At 39.7% G+C, this 20,726-nt stretch carries 15 protein-coding genes; 8 read left to right on the top strand and 7 right to left on the bottom strand.

The features are described 5' to 3' along the window. Nucleotides 1–263 precede the first annotated feature (263 nt). Complete coding sequence (locus tag B4B65_RS21345; RefSeq protein ID WP_293918713.1) at nucleotides 264–5,399, top strand: LamG-like jellyroll fold domain-containing protein; 5,136 nt, start codon at nucleotides 264–266, stop codon at nucleotides 5,397–5,399. A gap of 8 nt (nucleotides 5,400–5,407) precedes the next feature. Then, on the top strand, nucleotides 5,408–6,286 hold the full coding sequence (locus B4B65_RS21340) for a PorP/SprF family type IX secretion system membrane protein (RefSeq protein ID WP_293918711.1): 879 nt from the start codon (nucleotides 5,408–5,410) through the stop codon (nucleotides 6,284–6,286). A 76-nt stretch (nucleotides 6,287–6,362) separates the two neighbouring features. Here B4B65_RS21340 and B4B65_RS21335 read toward each other — a convergent pair whose 3' ends face one another. From B4B65_RS21335 to B4B65_RS21320, 4 genes are all read right to left on the bottom strand, one after another. Beyond that, nucleotides 6,363–8,141, bottom strand: a complete 1,779-nt coding sequence (locus tag B4B65_RS21335; RefSeq protein ID WP_293918709.1) for an acyl-CoA dehydrogenase family protein — start codon at nucleotides 8,139–8,141, stop codon at nucleotides 6,363–6,365. Between the two features lie 85 nt (nucleotides 8,142–8,226). After that, entirely contained in the window at nucleotides 8,227–9,399 is a 1,173-nt protein-coding gene (locus B4B65_RS21330; RefSeq protein ID WP_293918707.1) for an acetyl-CoA C-acyltransferase, read from the bottom strand. 151 nt (nucleotides 9,400–9,550) lie between these two features. Then, nucleotides 9,551–11,980, bottom strand: a complete 2,430-nt coding sequence (locus tag B4B65_RS21325; RefSeq protein ID WP_293918705.1) for a 3-hydroxyacyl-CoA dehydrogenase/enoyl-CoA hydratase family protein — start codon at nucleotides 11,978–11,980, stop codon at nucleotides 9,551–9,553. Between the two features lie 11 nt (nucleotides 11,981–11,991). Next, entirely contained in the window at nucleotides 11,992–12,459 is a 468-nt protein-coding gene (locus B4B65_RS21320; protein ID WP_003012112.1) for a MarR family winged helix-turn-helix transcriptional regulator, read from the bottom strand. Between the two features lie 235 nt (nucleotides 12,460–12,694). Here B4B65_RS21320 and B4B65_RS21315 point away from each other — a divergent pair, with 235 nt between their 5' ends. The 4 genes from B4B65_RS21315 (at nucleotide 12,695) to B4B65_RS21300 (ending at nucleotide 16,512) form a co-directional block, all read left to right on the top strand. Next, entirely contained in the window at nucleotides 12,695–13,186 is a 492-nt protein-coding gene (locus B4B65_RS21315; RefSeq protein WP_293918702.1) for an RNA polymerase sigma factor, read from the top strand. After that, on the top strand, nucleotides 13,183–13,845 hold the full coding sequence (locus B4B65_RS21310; RefSeq protein ID WP_201680787.1) for a hypothetical protein: 663 nt from the start codon (nucleotides 13,183–13,185) through the stop codon (nucleotides 13,843–13,845). Before B4B65_RS21315 ends, B4B65_RS21310 begins: the two co-directional genes overlap by 4 nt. 140 nt (nucleotides 13,846–13,985) lie before the next feature. Then, nucleotides 13,986–14,948, top strand: a complete 963-nt coding sequence (locus tag B4B65_RS21305; protein ID WP_201680788.1) for an isopenicillin N synthase family dioxygenase — start codon at nucleotides 13,986–13,988, stop codon at nucleotides 14,946–14,948. Nucleotides 14,949–15,108: 160 nt separating this feature from the next. Further along, nucleotides 15,109–16,512, top strand: coding sequence for a DUF3472 domain-containing protein (locus B4B65_RS21300; RefSeq protein WP_293918698.1), 1,404 nt, complete (start codon nucleotides 15,109–15,111; stop codon nucleotides 16,510–16,512). Between the two features lie 63 nt (nucleotides 16,513–16,575). Here the strand turns inward: B4B65_RS21300 and B4B65_RS21295 are convergent, their stop codons facing one another. The 3 genes from B4B65_RS21295 to B4B65_RS21285 all read right to left on the bottom strand — a co-directional run bounded on the left by B4B65_RS21295 (nucleotide 16,576) and on the right by B4B65_RS21285 (nucleotide 19,046). Further along, nucleotides 16,576–17,337 carry a porin family protein gene (locus B4B65_RS21295; protein ID WP_293918696.1) on the bottom strand — a complete coding sequence of 254 codons (762 nt, stop codon included), beginning with the start codon at nucleotides 17,335–17,337 and terminating at the stop codon, nucleotides 16,576–16,578. Continuing rightward, nucleotides 17,337–18,455 carry a PCMD domain-containing protein gene (locus B4B65_RS21290; RefSeq protein WP_293918694.1) on the bottom strand — a complete coding sequence of 373 codons (1,119 nt, stop codon included), beginning with the start codon at nucleotides 18,453–18,455 and terminating at the stop codon, nucleotides 17,337–17,339. The genes B4B65_RS21295 and B4B65_RS21290 overlap by 1 nt, the downstream gene beginning before the upstream one ends. Before the next feature lie 231 nt (nucleotides 18,456–18,686). Beyond that, nucleotides 18,687–19,046, bottom strand: coding sequence for an MmcQ/YjbR family DNA-binding protein (locus tag B4B65_RS21285; protein WP_293918692.1), 360 nt, complete (start codon nucleotides 19,044–19,046; stop codon nucleotides 18,687–18,689). Nucleotides 19,047–19,276: 230 nt separating this feature from the next. Between B4B65_RS21285 and B4B65_RS21280 the strand changes: the two genes are divergently transcribed. Together B4B65_RS21280 and B4B65_RS21275 are read left to right on the top strand one after the other, a co-directional pair. After that, nucleotides 19,277–19,762: a DUF4822 domain-containing protein gene (locus tag B4B65_RS21280; RefSeq protein ID WP_293918690.1), complete on the top strand. Its 486-nt coding sequence runs from the start codon at nucleotides 19,277–19,279 to the stop codon at nucleotides 19,760–19,762. 86 nt (nucleotides 19,763–19,848) lie between these two features. Further along, nucleotides 19,849–20,697 carry a helix-turn-helix domain-containing protein gene (locus tag B4B65_RS21275; RefSeq protein WP_201680792.1) on the top strand — a complete coding sequence of 283 codons (849 nt, stop codon included), beginning with the start codon at nucleotides 19,849–19,851 and terminating at the stop codon, nucleotides 20,695–20,697. Nucleotides 20,698–20,726: the final 29 nt, after the last annotated feature.

Raw genomic sequence — 20,726 nt, 5'->3', positions numbered from 1 at the left:
AAGTAATCTTTTTTACAGTAGACGCAAAGTTACCTGTATGCTCTTTCGCATTTATTAAAGTATGTAAACAGGAAGTTACAATACATTTAAACTTATGTTACCATTCCTTTGGAGGGATAATCAAATCAAAAACCAACAGCCTTTAACGAAGCAGGATAGTTCAGGTCAGTCATCTCACAATTAATGGTAAAATTTGTAAAAGAGTCTCCTTTCTACCGGGATACCTCTGAAAATTAACCAATTGTAAAACTCAAACATCTGATATGAAAAGAAAGTATGTTCTTTGCATGTTGTTCTGTCTGCTATTTTCGCTCGAAAACATACAGAACAGCTTAGCACAAACATTAGCATTTCCCGGAGCAGAAGGTTTCGGCCGATATGCTACCGGAGCACGGGGATACAGCTCCCGATCGGTATATTTTGTAACCAATCTTAATGACAGTGGTCCCGGATCCTTCAGAGATGCCGTAAGTCAACCAGGCAGATTTATCATCTTCAAAGTTAGCGGTATCATCACCCTCAGCAGCAAAATTCAGGTTGCAGCCAACACCACCATTGCAGGTCAGACCGCTCCCGGTGATGGAGTAGTATTGTACGGCCGTGGCGTTTCATTTAGCGGAGCATCCAATACGATTAGCCGTCATCTTCGTATACGATTAGGTGTGAACGGAGGAGCCGGAAAAAATGATGACGCCTCCGGTATTGCAAACGGAACGAATATCATACTTGATCATATGTCCTTTTCCTGGGGGCTGGATGAAGTGTTTTCGATCAACTGGGATAATAAAGGCAGTGAACCGGATAACATTACCATACAGAACTCTATTATCGGACAGGGATTGCACCGGCACAATCACTCTGCAGGCGGACTGATTCAGACAGGTGGAAAAATCAGTATTCTGAAATCGCTCTACATGAGTAACAAAACCAGAAATCCTAAAGTAAAAGGCATAAATGAGTTTGTCAATAATGTCGTTTATAATTTTGGCAATGCAAATACAACTTATGCCGATCACAGTATCTCGGCAGATGCTTATATCCTTGGAGGAGAATCTTCCGGAGAATCCAATGTAACCCTGTTAAACAATTACTTTATTGCCGGTCCGGCAACTCCACAATCTAAATCAACACCATTTTCCAGAGGAAACGGTAATTTTAACCTGTATCAGCGTGGCAACTACTATGACCGCAATTATGATGGTGTACTGAATGGTACGGAGATACAAGCCAACAGCACCTGGTATCCTGGAATTGAACCTGAAAATTTTAAAAATGCAGCGGATTATTCCAGCTACCCAACCATAGCACCCGGGATGTCTGCCTACGAAGCTTATCAATGGATCATCTCAAACGTGGGTGCCACCTTCCCCAATCGGGATCAGGTAGATGCAGGTATGATCGCAGATCTGATGAGTATCGGAAAATCAGGACAATACATGTACCGTGAAACAGATAATGGATTAAGCAACGGAGGTTTGGGAGACTTTTACCCTTCCCAGCTTTCTGCAGACTCGGATAATGATGGGATTCCGGACGAATGGGAAGAAAGGCTTGGTCTCAATAAGAATGATCCCTCAGATGCTTTAAAGGAAAGCAATGCTCATGCTCCCTATCTTAATATTGAGGTATATATCAATATGCTCACAGATGAGCAGCCCACTGATTTCGTAAAGCCTCCAAAAAACATAAAAGCAACAAGTCTCTCTTACGATGAAACACCCGCACGAAGTGTCCTTACTCTATCCTGGGAGAATAATTCGACTGACGTAAAAACCCGGATTGAAAGATCTGCTGATGCGACACAATGGACTCTGGTGACTACTACAGATATCAATAAAACAACTCTTACCGAGGATAACCTCAAGCCTAACACCCTTTATTACTATCGGTTAAAATCAATTCACGATCAGGAAGAATCAGTATTCAGCACGGCTTTATCTCACCGTACAACAGCCATACCTACTGCTCCTGTTCCTGCTGCGCAACCTTCTCCGGCTCATTTATATAACCATATTATTCTGAATGAAAGTGCTATAACTCTTTCCTGGGCAGGAAGTAGCAATACTAAAACTTACGCAGTGTATTTCGGAAAAGATGCCGGTAATCTTGTCTTAAAACAGGAAATAGCTTACAGCTCAACACCCGGTATTGTTATATCCGATTTGGAAAACAACACTTCCTATTACTGGCGGATAGATGCCATTAATGACAAAGGAATTACAACCGGCGAAGTCTGGACATTCAAGACGGAACAGCTCTTTCCAAAAATGCTTGTCGGACATTGGAATTTTGACGAGACAACAGAAGATCTGGAAACAACCTTACTTGATCAGTCATCATTTGCTAATCATGGTGAGCTGTCTCGCACTTCAGACTTAGGAATCTCACTACGTACAGAAGGCGTACACAATGGAGCCCTTGATCTGAAGAAAGCCGACCCCTCTACCTATTCTGCCAGTATACCTCACAAGGATCATTTATACCTTAATAACTCTTCCTTCACCATTACCTTCTGGATGAAAGCAGCTCAAGAGGATCGTCCGACTGGTACGAATAGCTCCTATATATTATGCAAAGGATCAATTACCAAAAATACGACTACTGGCGCTACCGGAAACCGTTTTAATATAGAAGTAAAAGAAGAAAATTTTCGGTTTGCGATTGATAATGACAACCTCGGAAAGGATGAAATCACTGCAAAAACTTCAGATTTCTACACCGGACAATGGACACATGTAACCGTAATCCGCGATACAGAAAACAAAAAAATCAAGCTGTTCCGCAACGGAAAACTGAGTGTGGAGGCCACGATCAGTAAAGCAACTAACGGTATAGGTGAATTATCAGATCTGATTATCGGAAATATAGGTGAACTGGAATTTTTAAAACAGAACAATCTCAATTCTGCACCTTATTTCGGCAAACTGGATGAGTTGAAAATCTACAATTATGCATTAGCAGACTCAGCGATTCAAAGGGACTATCTGGAGCATGTCGGACTGTTAGCTGCACATACTCCTTTTCCGGCAGATAAAGGTATTTCTTCAAGGGGAGATCAGACAGCTGTCAGTTGGTCAGGAGGGGAAAATACAACTTCTTTTGATATTTACTTTGGTACATCTGCAGATCAGCTTCATAAAGCTGCATCCTTACCAGCAACAGAAAAGCACTTTACCTTCAGATTACTTGATCCGGGCACGGTATATTACTGGAAAGTCATTGTTCAGAACAATGGAGTCAGCAAGGAAAGCCCTGTCTGGAGTTTTACAGCTAATCCGAATAAGCGTGAATTAGTAGGTTATTATTCTTTTGATGATCAACAGGCCGTCGGATACGATTACAGCAAATATGCTAATCACGGCACAGCACGATCCTTCAGTGCCTCTCCATTTCTGGCGGCGGGGAAAAGTAATGGTGCTGTTGAATTTAAAACAGCCAACGGGACAACTGCAACTAAAGCAATCGTCATACCAGCCAGAGAGCAAAACAAGTTTGACTACAACTCCTTCAGCATATCCCTTTGGATGAAAGGCAGCAGCAATACCTACACCACATCAGCAACCAATGCTTACCTGATACAAAAAGGTACATTTTCAGGAGTAGGAAGATGGTATGGTATTCAATTAAACAATAATGGCAATCTCGTTTTTGCCATTGATGACGATTCCAGTGTCAGCGGACGTGGTAAAAACGAAGTGACCACCGGAATAGCAGCCAACAATTTATTTAATAATCAATGGCATCATATTGTTGCTGTACGTGATGTGGAAAATGCTAAAATATCTCTTTACATTGACGGCAAATTTATCAAGACTGCTTCTGCGCTGGCACAAAATATAGGACAGGATAATGTAGACCTCCTTATCGGCAATTCTGCCGAAAATAAAATATACAGAGATCAACTAGACGAATTAAAACTCTACAACTATGCCTTGTCTGACGAAGATATTTCTCAGCTGTATGCGACCGGTATTCCTGTAGCTCCGCCCGTATTGGTTAGTCCTGCACAAGAAGCGACATCCCAGAATGCATTTAATCCTGTCTTTAAATGGTTAAGTGACGAAGAAACATACAGCGTTTTCCTTGGTAAATCAACGGATGAATGGATAAAAATTGCAGATCAAATCAGACCAGATACATTTGCACTTCCTGAAGAACTGGAATACATGCAGACTTATTACTGGAAGGTAGAAGCATTCCGGGATACAGAAAAAGCTTCCAGCACTATTGGTAATTTTACTACTGAAGAGTTACCTCTACCCGTTGTACAGGTCATTCCTGTAGCTGTAAATGAAGGAAGTCCCAAAGGGAAACTGCTTACCAGATTGCAGGCTACAAATCCGTTGAATGGCCCTTTAAGAAACTGGAAACTGCTTAAAACAGATGACCCCAATCAGAATGGTATTCCGGCTATAGAACTGGATGCAGGCTCAGGTGAAGTACGTATTCTGGATTCTGCAGATTTTAGCTACAACCTCACCCAGAGTATTAAATTTACCGCAACGGTAGACAATGATCGCAAGACCAGTAAAGAAACTGAATTTGCAATAGGTATCAATTTTGTCAATCAGGCTCCTACCTTTCAAAATATCGCTGACCTGACGTATTGCAACAGCGGACAAGAACACGAGGTACTGATTAACGGAATTTCTCCGGGAAAAGAAGCCAGTCAGCAGACAACACTATCCATTCAGGCAGATCAGGTAGATCTCTTTGATGAGTTGCAGATACTTCAAACGGCTTCTTCTACAGGAACTATCAGAATTATACTGAAAGAGACATATGCAGGTACAACCCGCATCAATGTCACCGTCAAAGATAACGGAGGAACAGACAATGGCGGCACAGACTCTTACACACAAAGTTTTAACATTACAGCTACTTCTCCTCCTGAGTTAGCAATTGTATACGATAATAACAGACCTCTGCTTGAGGATAAACCTGTAACGCTCCATGTAGTAAATCCATCTGCTGATTACAGTTATGAATGGTTTGCAAATGAGAGCTCTGTAGGTTCAGGAAACAGTATAACCATAAATGCCGGCAGAGGAGTCCGCTACAAAGTAACCGGTAAATCTTCGGGTGGTTGTATTTCCACAGCATCATTACAATTAGAACTGATCGAAGCGACCTATCAGCTGAAGATCAATAATATTATAACACCGAATAATGATGGGATCAATGATTACTGGCTGATCAAGAATATCGAAGCTGATCCTGAAAATGAAGTATATGTATATAATCAAAATGGAAGGTTAGTGTTTTCTGCCCGGGATTATAAAAATGACTGGTTAGGAATATCCAATTCGAGCACTCTTCCGAACGGTACCTACATGTATAAGGTCATTTTCAATAAAAAAGAATATACTGGCTATTTAGATATCGTAAACCCTCAATAACCTTTATTATGAACACATATCAAATCAACAGGCCTATCATTTCCTGTTATTTAACCTTCATCATACTCTTATCTTCATCTGTAGCATTTGCACAACAAGTACCTTTAGCTTCGGGATTTTTTACAGATAAATACCTGCAAAACTCAGCTAAGTATGGTATTTCTGCTGAAAACTCGTTGCTCTTGGGAATCCGCAATAATGTTGCAAACAACCATGCAAACCAAAATGAGCAATTAATAAATTTAAACCTGAACCGTAATACACATGGTTTTGGTGCAGGAATTCATAATATAAATTCCGGATCATTCAAACATACCAGTTTACAGGCTTCTTATGCTCATCATTTACTATTTGATAATCCGGGGCATAAGCTGAGTCTGGGGACTTCACTAAGTTATACAAATGAAAATATCGATCTCAAAAAGATTGAGGGGGAGACCAACGACCCCACACTATTGGATTTTAACAGAAGAACCAATAAACTGGATCTGGACCTCGGTGTTGCGTACAACGTTTCAGATTTTGATATACAGCTCTCTGTCAATAACATTCTGGCAAAGAAGACCACCTATTTTCTGGTTAATAAAAGCAGAATCTTTAGTAGTGTCAGCTACGCAATAGAAACAGCAAGTCATCTTCGGTTTTCTCCACAGGTATCTTACCGGAAATTATTAAATGATAATGATGTTCTGGATATGGGTGGAGCCGTTGCTTTCAATCCAAACTTTCAGCTGTTTGCACTTTACCACAGCAATCAAAATATAACAACAGGAATGAATCTGAATGTTAAGAGGTTTAAGTTTAATTTTGCTTATCTGAAAGGTACATCGGGAATTCAGAGAAATACCGCAGAATGTCTGGAATTTGCCTTAGGTTACCGATGGTAATGTCCGGTCTATACTGAATCATAAAAAAGCCAGCGTGTTTATACACGCTGGCTTAACAACCTAAAACAATAAAAGATTAAAAACAATATTTATTCTCCTCAATCAGCTTTTTGGCAATACGCTGACGAGCATCTTTAATATTAAATGGTTCTGCCTTTGTAAATCTGCGCAGACCTACCAGCATCATTTTTAATTCATCTCCTTCTCCAAATGAATAAAGTGCTTCTTTACCTGCAGCATTTATTTTATCAATCGCTGTATACAGATACACTTTAGCAATATCGGTAGCATAAGCTGCTGCATCTGCTCCCTGTGTATGGAAGATTTTCTCTGCACGTAACAGGACAGATTCGGATACATATACGTAACCGATTATATCTGCAATATTCATCAGGATTTCCTGTTCTTTAGATAGAGACATCATCAGTTTCTGAACAGCTGCACCTGCAATCAGCAATCCTGCTTTTTTGAGATTTGCCAATATTTTTTTCTCTGCTGCAAATGGTGTTTCATCTTCATCTCCGAAATCAGGAATAGACATCAGTTCACCTGCAACAGCTGTTGCCGGTCCCATCAGATCCAACTCTCCTTTCATCGCACGTTTCAATAACATATCCACCACCAAAAGACGGTTTACTTCATTTGTTCCTTCAAAAATACGGTTGATACGAGAGTCACGATAAGCTCTTTCCATAGGAGCATCTGCCGAGTAGCCCATACCTCCATATATCTGTACGCCTTCATCTACAACATAATCCAGCATCTCAGATCCCCAGACTTTGATAATAGCACATTCGATAGCAAACTGCTCTACAGATTTTAGTTTGGCTTTTGCCTCATCCATTCCTCCTGCAACCAAAGAATCATAGGCATCGTCAATATTTTGTCCGGCACGGTATGTAGCTGATTCTACTGCAAACAGACGAATAGCCGCTTCTGCAATTTTATAGCGGATAGCCCCAAACTTTGAAATAGGAAGGTTAAACTGAACGCGTTCATTTGCATACTTGATGGCTTGTGTCAATACACCTCTGGATGATCCAATAGTAGCTGCCCCCAGTTTGATACGTCCTATATTCAGAATATTAACTGCAATTTTGAATCCGTTTTCACGGTCTGAAAGCATATTTTCTACAGGAACAGCGCAGTCATTAAAAAAGATCTGACGCGTAGACGAACCTTTGATACCTAACTTATGCTCTTCAGGGTTCATCGTAATACCACCAAAATCTTTTTCCACAATAAATGCTGTCAGATTTTTATCATCATCAATCTTAGCAAAAACGATAAAGATATCTGCAAATCCCCCGTTGGTGATCCACATCTTCTGACCGTTGATAATATAATGAGTACCTTCTGCATTCAGTTTTGCTGATGTACGCCCTGAATTTGCATCCGATCCGGAGTTCGGCTCCGTCAGACAGTATGAAGCCTTCCATTCTCCGGAAGCCAGTTTAGGAATATATTTTGCTTTCTGCTCTGCATTTCCATAATAAAGAATCGGTAAAGTACCAATTCCGGTATGGGCTGATAAAGCCACTGCGAATGAATAACCTGAACCCACGGCATCTGCAACTAACATGGATGTATTAAAATTCTTACCGAAACCACCATATTCTTCAGGTATCGACACGCCCAACAAGCCAAGTTCGCCTGCCTTATCCATCAGACTTGGCATTAAGCCTTCTTCCTGTGCATCTATACGCTCCAGTTTATTGAGAACTTCAGTATCCAGAAAATCCAGACAAGTCTGACGAATCATTCTTGCTTCTTCATCGAATTCCTCCGGAATAAAAATATCTGTATACGGTGTTTCTCTAATCACAAATTCACCGCCTTTGATTGCTTTGCTCATAATATTCAGATTTTAGTAGTGTATATTGCGATCGTTTCCTCCGTCCGGACATACATCCTACAACTTTTATAATTCTTATTTTATACTATAATAACTCAAATATTCCTGCTGCTCCCTGTCCTGTACCCACACACATGGTGACCATACCATATTTTTTGTTACGACGCTTCAGTTCATTCAGTACCTGTACGGTTAGCTTAGCACCGGTACATCCCAACGGATGTCCTAATGCAATAGCTCCTCCATTTACATTTACTTTTTCTTCATCCAGCCCCAATTCACGTATAATCGCCAAAGATTGTGAAGCAAATGCTTCATTCAGCTCAATCAGATCAATATCCTGCAGATTTAATCCGGCCTGCTTCAACGCTTTTGGAATGGCATAAATCGGACCTATTCCCATAATACGGGGAGGCACTCCGGCGACAGCATAACTCACTAAACGTGCGATAGGTTGCAGGTTTAATTCCTTCATCTTTTGCTCCGAAACAACCAGTACGAAAGCTGCGCCGTCGGATGTCTGTGAAGAATTACCGGCAGTCACACAGCCGTCTGCGGCGAATACGGGTTTTAATTTGGATAAAACTTCCAGTGTCGAATCCGCACGAGGACCCTCATCTGTATCTACAATATATTCCCGTGTCGCTATTTTACCATCTTTCAAATAGTTCTCTTTGACAGTAATAGGAACGACGCCATCTTTCAGATGACCATTTTTGATCGCTTCGACAGCACGCTGATGCGATCGTAAAGAAAATTTATCCTGATCTTCACGGTTCACATTATATTCTTTAGCAACAGCTTCTGCTGTAAGCCCCATACCCCAATACCAGTCCGGGTTTTCTTTCGCAACTTCCGGATTGGGCACAATCTTCCAGCCTCCGAATGGCATACCGGACATCACTTCCACTCCTCCGGCAATAATACAATCTGCCATTCCGGATTTGATCTTTGCTACAGCTGTTGCAATCGTTTCCAATCCGGATGCACAGTAACGGTTGACGGTGACACCCGGAACTTTATCTGTCTGCAGGCCCATCAACGAGATTAGGCGAGCTACATTCAGGCCCTGTTCCGCTTCCGGCATTGCATTACCGACAATTACATCGTCTATTTCTTCTTTATTGAGATTGGGCACTGAGGCAACCAAATGCCTGATAACATCTGCCGCTAAATCATCCGCCCGTGTAAATCGAAATCCTCCTCTCGGAGCTTTCCCGACTGCGGTACGATATCCTGCTACAATGTAAGCTTCCATATTCTTATAGTAGTTAGTAATGAGTGATTCGCATCGCATGTTGCGAGACTTATCCTCACCAATCCTTTTATTTAGTTATTTTCTCTTTAGAAAAGCATCGAAGTTTAGCATACATTTGTATTTCTTCCATACGTTTTCCAGAATCCCGGTATTAATTTCTTAATGCCTTACCCTTAGTCAGCATAAACTGAATCCTTTCCAGTGTTTTACGTTCAGCACACAGCTCTAAAAATGCTTTTCTTTCCAGATCAAGCAGATATTGCTCTGAAACTTCAGTCGGCGCTGACAAATCTCCTCCACACATTACCCAGCCTAATTTTTCTGAAATTTTCTTGTCATGATCAGAGATATAATTACCGGCACGCATGGAGCTTGCACCAACATATACGATACCTAAGCCTTGTTTACCGAGAACTTTAATATCATTGCGGGGAGCAGGCTGTATATATCCGGCATCTGCCAGTTCTAATGCTTTGGCTTTTGCATCTGCCAGCAAACGTGCCCGGTTCATCGTAATGGCATATTTGCCTTCTTCCAGATACCCAAGTTCAAATGCTTCGACGGCAGAAGTAGAAACTTTTGCCTGACCCACTGTAAGGAAACGGTCTTTCAATGTATTCTGAACGATCTGATCATCTTTATATTCATCAGAAGCCCGCAATGCAAATTCTTTGGAACCTCCTCCTCCCGGAATCACACCGACACCAAATTCGACCAGTCCCATGTAAGTCTCCGCATGGAGCTGAACGAAATCCGCATGCATAGAAAATTCACATCCTCCACCGAGAGCAAGCTGAAACGGAGCCGCTACCACCGGAATTGAAGAATAACGGATACGCATAGAAGTATTCTGAAAAGCACGCACAGCCATATTCAGTTCATCATAATCCTGCTCCACAGCCATCATAAAGATCATCCCGATATTGGCACCTGCTGAAAAGTTCTTTCCGTCATTGGAGATTACTAATCCACGATACTCTTTTTCGGCCAGATCAATGGCTTTATTGAGTCCCTGAATAACATCTCCACCTATAGTATTCATCTTCGTATGGAATTCACAATTAATGATACCATCGCCAAGATCTATAATCGAGACTCCTGAATTTTTCCAGATTGTTTTTGTTTCGCGGATATGATCCAGTACAATCAGATCTTCGGCACCCGGTATTGCTTTATAAGACTTGGATGCAATATCATAATAATGCCTTACCCCATTCTCCACCTTATAAAAGGACTCGTGTCCGGCATTCAGCATATCATGTACCCAGGCTGCAACTTCACCGGTCTGTCCGGGAAGACGCTTGTCTTCTGCTTTGATTTTCTCAATGGTCTCTCTTACGCCTAATGCATCCCATACTTCAAAAGGACCTATTTCCCATCCAAAGCCTGCACGCATGGCGTCATCGATACGGAAAAAGTCATCTGTAATCTCAGGAACTCTGTTAGACACATATTCAAACAATGGATAGTGCATCGCTCTGAACAACTCCGCAGCTTTATCTTTACCCTGCTCATAGACTTTCATCCGTTTGCGGATATCTTCTACCTGCTTCGTCGCCTCCAGCGTCTGTGATTTCACTTTTTCCTGAGATCCGAATTCAAGTGTTTTCAGATTTAGAGAAAGTATTTCCGAATTGCCTTTTGCATCTTTTACTTTTTCATAAAAACCCTTTTTGGTTTTCTCTCCCAACCACTTGTTTTCAACCATTTTCGTGATGAAACCGGGTAATTGAAAGACTCCTTTTGCTTCATCTTCCGGTGCATTCTGCGCTAAGCCATTGGCAACATTTACCAATGTATCCAGTCCTACCACATCTGCTGTACGGAAAGTAGCTGATTTGGGGTGTCCCATTGCAGGACCTGTGTATTTATCAACTTCCTCAACAGTCAGCCCCAGAGGTTCGACCAGATGCGTCAGTGCCAACATGGAATATACGCCTATTCTATTTCCGATAAAGGCGGGTGTATCTTTACATAAAACCACAGTTTTACCTAAAAATTTATCACCATATTCCATCAGGAAGTTTACAACCTCTTTTTTGGTATGAGGTGTAGGAATAATTTCTAACAACTGCAGATAACGTGGCGGATTAAAAAAGTGTGTTCCGCAGAAATGATCCTTGAAATCCTCACTTCTTCCCTCTGTCATCAAATGAATAGGAATACCGGATGTATTGGAAGTGATTAACGTTCTTTTTTTACGGAATTGCTCTACTTTTTCAAATACGGATTTTTTGATATCCAGACGTTCAACAACAACTTCTATCACCCAATCAGCATGGGCGATATCTTTCATATCATCATCAAAATTTCCTGTTTTGATCCTTTTGACAAATGACTTACTGTAAATAGGTGACGGATTGGATTTAATTGCGGTGTCCAACGATAAGTTGACGATGCGGTTGCGTACCGGCTTGCTGTCCAGAGTAAGCCCTTTCGCCTCTTCTGCCGGCAGCAATTCCTTTGGCGCTATATCCAAAAGCAAAACTTCCAGTCCGATATTGGCAAAATGACAGGCAATTCTTGACCCCATCACTCCAGAACCTAAAACGGCTACTTTTTTAATACTTCTGTTATTCATCCTTTTATATTTTATGTTGCGGCAATATTATCCGCAGCGTTTGATTGTAGTTCTCCCTGATAATCCTTTGCCAGTTCATTTATTTTGATCAGCGTCTTAATCAGTTGAGCCCGTTCTCTGGCACTGATATTTGCTTCCAGATATTGATTAAAACTACGGACCACATCCTTAGCAATTTTTCGCTTCTCTTTACCCAGCTCTGTCAGATAAACCTTGACAGACCGCTTATCCACATCACTGGCTTCCCTGTAAATAAAACCTAAGGTCTCCAGATTATTTAACACTCTGGATAAGCTGGTTGTTTTGACACCTGTCAAATTTGCAATCTGCGAAACAGGAGTGCCTTCCTTATGTATATTGATCAAGATATACCCTGCAGCCTGCGTAAAACCGTATTGCGATGCGATCGTATTGTATTTATTGGCCACAGTCTGCCAACCGGTTTTCATGAAATAATCAATTGTATTATCCTGACTCATAATTTATTTTTAGCTATTTTGCTATGCAAGCATAACAAATTTAATTTATTTATTTGGACATTCCAAATCAGTTTTGTTAATTTTTCGATAAATCTTTGACTGATTTTAATACTTTAAAAATACAATAAAAGTGCTCAGAAAAGATTTTATGCATTTTTACTATTTAATTGTAATGTTTTTATCTTTTTCAAGACTAACAGATAAAGTAATTTAGAGAGAGGCATCCTACTACAATATGGACATCGAAAAAGAATTTATCGGATTAATAACCTCCAATCAGGCCATTATCCATCGCATATGCTGCATGTATGTGGACAACCGAACGGACAGAGAGGATCTGTTTCAGGAAATAGTCCTGCAAAGCTGGAAGTCTTTCAAAAGCTTCAGAGGCGACTCAAGGTTCCAGACCTGGCTATATCGCGTTGGGCTGAATACGGCAATCACGTACATAAAGCAGGATCGCAAACATATGCATGCGGAGCTGCAGTTTACACAGGAAAGCTATTGCGAAATCATCTATCAGGAGAATGAAGAGATTCTGGCTATGTATCGGGCGATTGGGCAGCTTTCAAAAATCGAGAAGGCACTAGTTGCTCTTTATCTGGAAGACTACAGTTATAAAGAAATCGGAGATACAATGGGTATGACAGCCAATCATGTGGCTGTTAAAATATCCCGGATCAAAGAAAAATTAAAGGAACTCAGTAAAAAACAACTATCATTATGAAATTAGAAGATCTTAAATATAACAACAGCAGACAGAATAGCCCAACAACTTCCTCTGCCCTACAGTTTCTTCCGGAGGAAGCAATTGAAAAATTAACAACACAAAAATCAACTAATCTGCTCGATACAATAGATGAAAATTTGAAGAAAAATATCAAATACCGGTCACTATTTATTCTCGTAGCTATCGGCATTCTGTTGTATAATTATGAAAACACGTTCTGGGGTTGGTATTTTATTCTGGGATCATTGGTAGAAGCCGGAATGACCTATATCGCCTATAAACTGCGTAAAAAAATTCATGAAAGCTTTGAAACCGACCTTCCGTTATCGGATCGGTTTATTCAAATACAGGAATTGATTCAAAAATACCTGAAATTCAACAAAATAGCACGAGGAAGTATTTTTGTAATATTAGTAGTAGCCGTATCCTTAAAAAACATACAGTCCTTCGATTTACCATCCCTGTTTTCAGGTGATGTAATTTTCAGATTCGTATTTCTAGGACTGATTTTCTATTTCATACATATTTATAGTTTTAAAAAATTCGCCAAACCGCATCAGGATATGCTGGTGGATCTGCACTATTACCTTACAGAATTAGAAGAACTACCTCAGGAAGACATTCAAACAAATACGCAGAATAATCCCGGACAATAAGCAGACATATTAAAATGTGGAAAACTTTTTCACTTTACAAATCAGACGGTTAATATCAAAACGCCTGCACTTATTCACACAGGCGTTAGAAAATTCAAAATTAATTCAATTACCTTTGTTTGTACAAAAACAGAAACAGTATGGCATTAGTTAACATACCCAGATTAGATTTACTGAATTACACTTCAGGTTCTAAGGAACAACGCGAACAATTTATTCAGGATATTGGTAAAGCTTTTAATGAAACCGGCTTTGTGACAATCGCCAATCATGGTCTTTCCAAAGAGTTGATTGATGAATTGTATCAGGTGGTTCCCGCATTTTTTGCTCTTCCTGATGACATCAAATATCAATATGAGTTTCCTGAATTGGCAGGACAACGTGGCTACACTACAAAAGGACGTGAAAAAGCTAAAGACTCCAAAACTCCGGATCTGAAAGAATTCTGGCAGCGCGGCCAAACGATTGTAGGGGAAGAATATTCAAAAACAGATTTCCCGGATAATCCTGAGGTCAACGAGTTACCTCGTTTCAATACGATTACTGCAGAAGTATATAAAAAACTGGAAGATACAGGCCGGGAGCTATTAAAAGCTATCGCAACTTATCTTGATCTGGAAGAAAATTATTTCGAGCAGTACGTTATCAATGGGAATTCCATTCTGAGAGCAATTCACTATTTCCCTATATTACATCCTGAAGAACTTGCACCCGATGCTGTACGTGCCGGAGCACATGAAGATATCAACCTTATCACACTTTTGATTGGGGCCAGCGCAGATGGTCTGGAAGTATTGACTAAAGACGGAGAATGGTACCCGATTAAAGCTAAAGGAGAAGATATTGTGATCAATGTCGGTGATATGTTGCAAAGATTGACAAATAACAAGCTAAAATCTACTACACACCGGGTTGTCAATCCTCCTGTGGAAAAAATGGGAACTTCAAGATTTTCAATTCCGTTTTTTTTACACCCTAAATCTTCCATGAGTCTGGCTTGTCTTTCGTCGTGTATTGATGAGAAACATCCTAAAGCATATCCGGATTATACTGCTGGTGAATATTTAGATGAACGATTGAGAGAAATTGGCTTAAAGATGTAAGCACAGCCAATAAAAATAACTTTTGAAGGAGGAAATGTAAGATTTTCTCCTTTTTTTTTTGTGTTTCAGCAATCAATCGATTGCACAACCTTCTCATAATCTTATTATTATACAGCAAAAGAAATAACTTTGATCCTGACATCATAACCAATCACTTAACATGATATTAAAATTTTTCAGAATCAGCCCGCTATTGCTGTTCATATTCCTCTGTCAGACATTAAATGCACAGGAAAAAACATTTACCATTCCCGCAAACAAAGCCTATGCGGTCCCCTACACTCCTGATGAAAAGGAAGTGGGGGTATCTATTCCGGTAGGCTATCCGGAGGACAAAGGCAGTGTTTCGAACTGGACTAACAAGAACCGCAGTGTTGTCTGGTATCTCTATCAGACTGCCGGAACTTACACGCTGGATTTCGACAATACCACTATAAAAGGCAAAAACCTGACTTTTAACCTGACAATGAACCCATGCTATGCTCCATTGCAAATCTCACCTTCGCAAACACAGATTGTCTTTAAAGGAGACGGTAAACAAAGCCTTACATCAGCCGGAACTATCCGGATAAATCAGACCGGCTATTATAAGTATGAGCTTTCTCCTCAATCCGAACCCTCCAATGCGATTGTGATTCATAATCTGATATTCAAAAGTAAAACGGACAATCCACACGTCAATCAAACCGATTATCAGTCTACACCTTCTGTTCACATCAACTTTAGCTCAACAGCAGCTACAACAAAATCATACAACTGGCTTTATGAAGAAATAAATGTACCACAGGGTGGAGATCCGCTGCATACTTTTTATATGGCTATCGGGTTCTACAGAGGCTATCTGGGTATACAGACAAATAGTAAAACGGAAAGAAGAGTTTTATTCTCGGTATGGGACAGCAAAGATGCGGAACATGACGCAAGTACGACCCAACATGATTATGTATCTCTGGTAGACCGGTCAGAAGCCACAACAGTCAATTCATTTGGCGGAGAAGGGACAGGAGGACAATCTTACGTCAAATCTGCAAACTGGAAAACAGGAGAAACGGTAGCTTTTTTAATGAACGTATTGCCTCAGGACAACAATTCTGTGATCCTATCCGCATGGTATAAGCTTGCTTCTCAACAGCAATGGAATTACATAGCTTCCTGGCGGGCTCCAAAAGAGAACAGATATTTCAATGGATTTCACTCCTTTTTAGAAAATTATGGCTATCCAAATGGTCAGCTTCGCCGTGAAGCAGATTACTTCAACGCATGGGGCAAGGAGAATGAATCAGGTAAATGGATCAATTTTAACAAAGTTCGTTTCAGTAATACGGACGGTAAAGAAGGGCAAAGAGTTGATTATGAACAGGGAGTTTCCCCGCGCAATCCAAAGTATTTCTATATGTCCAGCGGAGGATATACTCCTACAGTCAAAACAGCAAGTGAAATAACTCTGGCTACCCAACCTCCACTTACTGATCTTTCAACTTTTGAAAATCGAGTGAAAGAAGCATTAAACAATGAAGCACTGCATAAAAACAGCGTGAAGGGTAAAACTTTGAAAAAGAAATAATATAAACCCGACTCTCTTCAGATTTTAGTCTGAAGAGAGTCGGATTATTAGCTTTATGCCCCTTTATAGTTTAATTCCTACACCGGCATTCAGGAAAATATTATGCAGACCGAAACTTATACTCTCGAATCCTGTCTTCATAATATTGTTAAATCCGTAGTCAAACTGTGCCAGAGCAAAATAGCGTCTGGATATATTATAATGTGAGCCCAGACTCATTCCGACATCCAGTGTACGTACACTTTTATTAAAGTCATAATCTGCTTTTTCGATAATTATCTTCTCTCCTGTAGGATCATCCTTGCGCATATATCCGTTTGTAGCAGTACCTGTAAACTTTTTATTTACAGCAAATGCAAAATAAGGACCGGCCTGAAACTCCCATTTGCGTGACAATCTGAAAGTTGCCTGTATAGGTACGGAGAGATAAAGGTTTTGCACATCCGTGGCAATATCTCCTGTAAAATATCCTTTGATATTCTGAGTCTTATCTTCATTGGCATTGAATGAGGTTTTATATCCCTTTACAGTAGCCTCTGTATTCATACCCTTTCCTTCAAATGTTACCCCAAGACTTACCCCCCATTTATTATCTATGTTATATAATGCTTTTACTCCCACAAAAAAAGGATATGCAGGAGCATAGCTTCTGATCTTGCGTATCTCTGCCGGCAAGGATAAAGGCGCAGAACCGCCTATCTTCGTTCCGACAGCTGCCGTAAATCTAAACTGGTTTGATACACTATCCAAAGGGAGGTTTTCGCTGGCTTTTGTCACTATTGAAATAATAGTGAATAAAACGGTTAATATATAATATGGTTTCATTATTTTAAAATTATTTGTAAATCATCAACAACCAATGTACTTCCTATAGCTCCCTGAAAGTTATCTCCATCCTTACTCGCAGACATCACTATTGCAATCCCGTATTTGAGTTTGTTAACATCATCTATATTAACATCCTTTGTATACTTAAATGGAATACTAAACTTAGTAAACCCCTCACCTGCAGTAGCTTTACCACTTTCTAACTTTGCTGTTGCCACTCCACTTTTACTTGTCCAGACATTTTCTCCACTGAGATAACTTTTTTGAGTTTCTTTCATCAAATCATCTATATTGTAAAAGACTGCATATATAGCACACTCATCTTCACCTTCTACAGGTTCGGAGGCACTATTGATCAGCTGTTTGCCGGGGACATATCTGTAATAACCTTCGAATGTCTTTGGAACCTTATTATACGGCAAGCCGAAACGAGTAGCCTTTAACGGAGAAGCTAACGCCATTGTCACATCAAAGGCTCCTATGAAAAGATTTCCTGCAGCAATTGGCTTTCCGAACATTGCCCCGAAAGGTCCTGTAGACCTAGTTTCCAAAAGAGCCGCAGATTTTCCACTTCTGCTCTTGTCGGTAGCTCTTGTAGGATACATTTCCGGATTTTTATCTCCGAACAGAGAAATTGCAAAACCAGGATTGCCGGAGGACCAGTTATTAAACGGATTACCATTCACTACATCGAAGAATTCATGATACTTATTGGCTTCATCTGTTCTGAAGTTTTCGAAACCAAATTCTGACGGTACAAAGCCTTCTGCTACCTCAATAATGCTAACCATATATTTTTTCTGAAATTGCTTATTCTCAGAAGTTACTGTATAGGACAGCGAGTTAGCGGAATTTTGAGAGGGATCAACATTAGCTACTATTGTTGCTCCTGGCGTAAGATCAAACTTTAACTTATAATCGGGATCGCTTGCCCCTTTCGGTTTGACATAAATAGTTATTGTATTGTTTGTAACAAGCGGGTCAGTGATCAGATTCCCATTCTCCAAATATACCGCAGTTATATCCGCTTCCATATTTAATGGCTCATCTTTTATACAGCTGCTCAGCAGAAACATGACAAGAGCTATACTTACAATTAAAAATTTCTTAAACATTTTATTTTATTTTTTGATCAAACATATTACAAAATCTACAATACCAACAAGTTTCAATAAAATTATATAACAAATAATTATATTTATACAAAAAGAACAAATGAAACAGTCACAACTTCACCAAATAACCAAAACATTAATGTTAAAGAAATTTTAAGTTTTTAAACCAAATAGTTGATGATAAGAAGTAATCTTTTTGTAATACCTAACCGTTTGACATACTTTCTATTCTTACAAAGAGAGCGTCTCTCTGATCTTCAGAGGAAGTGCTTTTACAATGAGGTCATAGCTATGATCTATCAGGGCAAATAATTCGTTATCCGAAAGGGCTTGATTGGCATAAACCATATTCCAATGTTTTTTGTTCATGTGGTAGCCAGGTAAAACTGTAGATTCGTATTTTTCACGTAACTCTATAGCATATTCAGGATCACATTTGACATTAAACGACAATTGATCAATCTGATCCAGCCCAACCAGCAGAAAAACTTTACCTGCGACTTTGAAAACTAAGGTATCCGGACCAAAAGGCAGTTCTTCAGTAGTTCCTTTTTTACAAATACAATATTCCCGTAGTTGTTCGATATTCATTACCTGTATAAATTGAATGCTAAAATTAACTATTATATCTGAAATTTATAGCCTGAATATGATTATAGTCAGGAGACAAATCACATCAATAATTTCAAGCCTGATTTATTGAAGAACATTCTGGCACTGTCTTCATCTCTAAGGAATAAAATTCACAAGTTTATCTTCGCTTTTCACAAAAACGCTAGCGTGAGGAACGATAATTTTGTGTCACACTAATACTAATAATTATGAGACATTTAAAAAACTTAGGACTAATTGTGCTGACTCTTGTAAGCACGACTTTATTATTCAGCTGTAGTGATGATGACAAAGAAGTCACTCCTGCACTTACGCCAAGCGAAATTTTAGCCAGCACAGCCTGGGAAACAACAGGAGCAAAAAACAATAAAGGAGAAAATGTCGCACTGACAGATGCAAATGTTGCAGGGACAGTAGGCTTTGCCTATTATGACATTAAAGGCACTTTTATTATTTATGATCTGAAAGATGTATTTAGAATTCAGGGAGACTGGTCAGTCTCGGCAGATGGTAAAACCAGAAAACTGATTGCGAAAAATCCCGAAACCCAAGCGGTTCTGTTTGAAAGAATTGTCGATATTTTAGTATTGACACCGAAAGAATTCACTTACCGCCTATATCCAAACAGTACTGATCGTACGGTGTATTATGACATCATACACACACCGACAACTCACGCTAAGCCAAGTAAATAATAGCTCTCATAGAAATGGCCGGTATCCCTATTTTCCACCGGTCATTTTTTTACCAGATTTAACGGAATATTTTGTAATTTCCAGATATGGTAACAAAAGAAACCTTTGCAACACTAGAACTCAAAGAGTTTCAATTTGATCCCAGATCAGATTACAGTTTGCTGTATCATGGGTCACATGGCAGGAATAAAATTGAGAAAGCACACAAACACGATTTCTATCTCTTATTTTTAATCGAAAAAGGCAGCGGTATACACAGCATAGATTTTATAGATTATTCAGTCGCTGATTTTCAGATCCATATTTTATTTCCGGATCAGGTTCACAAATGGGATCTGGGAGAAGAAACTTCAGGATATCAATTGATGATCAGTAAGCGGGTATTTGAAACATTCTCGACTTCCATGCAGTTTTCTTTTTTGTTATATCAGGGGCACCCGGTCATTCCACTTTCACAGCCTCTTTTTCACGATCTATTATTTGAATTTGAAAATCTGAAGAGAGAGCTTGCCTTACATCCTGTTTACTGGGATATTGTGTATTCCAGAAGTAAACTGATTACTCAATTAGTGAACCGGGAAATTCAAAGTAAATTTGATGATATTACTGTATACCAGACAAACCCTACGCTGATGCGATACCACTCTTTGATTGATAATCATTACAAGCAAGAGAAAACAGTTGCATTCTATGCGAATCAATTAAACATATCGGCCAATTATCTTAACATTCTCTGTAAAAATAATCTTAAAGTAACGGCCCTGTATCTGATACAGACACGCACAACACTTGAAGCTAAAAGGTTACTTCACAGTTCACAGAAAACTATTAAGGAGATTACATTTGAACTGGGATTTAATGATATCCCTTACTTTTCCAATTTTTTCAAAGGGCAGACAGGTGTTTCTCCCCGTCAATTTCGGGAGCAGTTATAATTTTTACAAGTTCTGGAATAAATCCCGCA

The sequence above is a fragment of the Sphingobacterium sp. UBA5789 genome (genome assembly GCF_002418355.1).
Lineage (GTDB): Bacteria > Bacteroidota > Bacteroidia > Sphingobacteriales > Sphingobacteriaceae > Sphingobacterium.
This window is presented reverse-complemented; position numbering and strand designations above follow the sequence as displayed.

Excerpts from the sequence above, each read along its gene's own strand:
- B4B65_RS21345 (WP_293918713.1), top strand. The coding sequence starts at position 264 with ATGAAAAGAAAGTATGTTCTTTGCATGTTGTTCTGTCTGCTATTTTCG.
- B4B65_RS21340 (WP_293918711.1), top strand. The coding sequence starts at position 5,408 with ATGAACACATATCAAATCAACAGGCCTATCATTTCCTGTTATTTAACC.
- B4B65_RS21335 (WP_293918709.1), bottom strand. The coding sequence starts at position 8,141 with ATGAGCAAAGCAATCAAAGGCGGTGAATTTGTGATTAGAGAAACACCG.
- B4B65_RS21330 (WP_293918707.1), bottom strand. The coding sequence starts at position 9,399 with ATGGAAGCTTACATTGTAGCAGGATATCGTACCGCAGTCGGGAAAGCT.
- B4B65_RS21325 (WP_293918705.1), bottom strand. The coding sequence starts at position 11,980 with ATGAATAACAGAAGTATTAAAAAAGTAGCCGTTTTAGGTTCTGGAGTG.
- B4B65_RS21320 (WP_003012112.1), bottom strand. The coding sequence starts at position 12,459 with ATGAGTCAGGATAATACAATTGATTATTTCATGAAAACCGGTTGGCAG.
- B4B65_RS21315 (WP_293918702.1), top strand. The coding sequence starts at position 12,695 with ATGGACATCGAAAAAGAATTTATCGGATTAATAACCTCCAATCAGGCC.
- B4B65_RS21310 (WP_201680787.1), top strand. The coding sequence starts at position 13,183 with ATGAAATTAGAAGATCTTAAATATAACAACAGCAGACAGAATAGCCCA.
- B4B65_RS21305 (WP_201680788.1), top strand. The coding sequence starts at position 13,986 with ATGGCATTAGTTAACATACCCAGATTAGATTTACTGAATTACACTTCA.
- B4B65_RS21300 (WP_293918698.1), top strand. The coding sequence starts at position 15,109 with ATGATATTAAAATTTTTCAGAATCAGCCCGCTATTGCTGTTCATATTC.
- B4B65_RS21295 (WP_293918696.1), bottom strand. The coding sequence starts at position 17,337 with ATGAAACCATATTATATATTAACCGTTTTATTCACTATTATTTCAATA.
- B4B65_RS21290 (WP_293918694.1), bottom strand. The coding sequence starts at position 18,455 with ATGTTTAAGAAATTTTTAATTGTAAGTATAGCTCTTGTCATGTTTCTG.
- B4B65_RS21285 (WP_293918692.1), bottom strand. The coding sequence starts at position 19,046 with ATGAATATCGAACAACTACGGGAATATTGTATTTGTAAAAAAGGAACT.
- B4B65_RS21280 (WP_293918690.1), top strand. The coding sequence starts at position 19,277 with ATGAGACATTTAAAAAACTTAGGACTAATTGTGCTGACTCTTGTAAGC.
- B4B65_RS21275 (WP_201680792.1), top strand. The coding sequence starts at position 19,849 with ATGGTAACAAAAGAAACCTTTGCAACACTAGAACTCAAAGAGTTTCAA.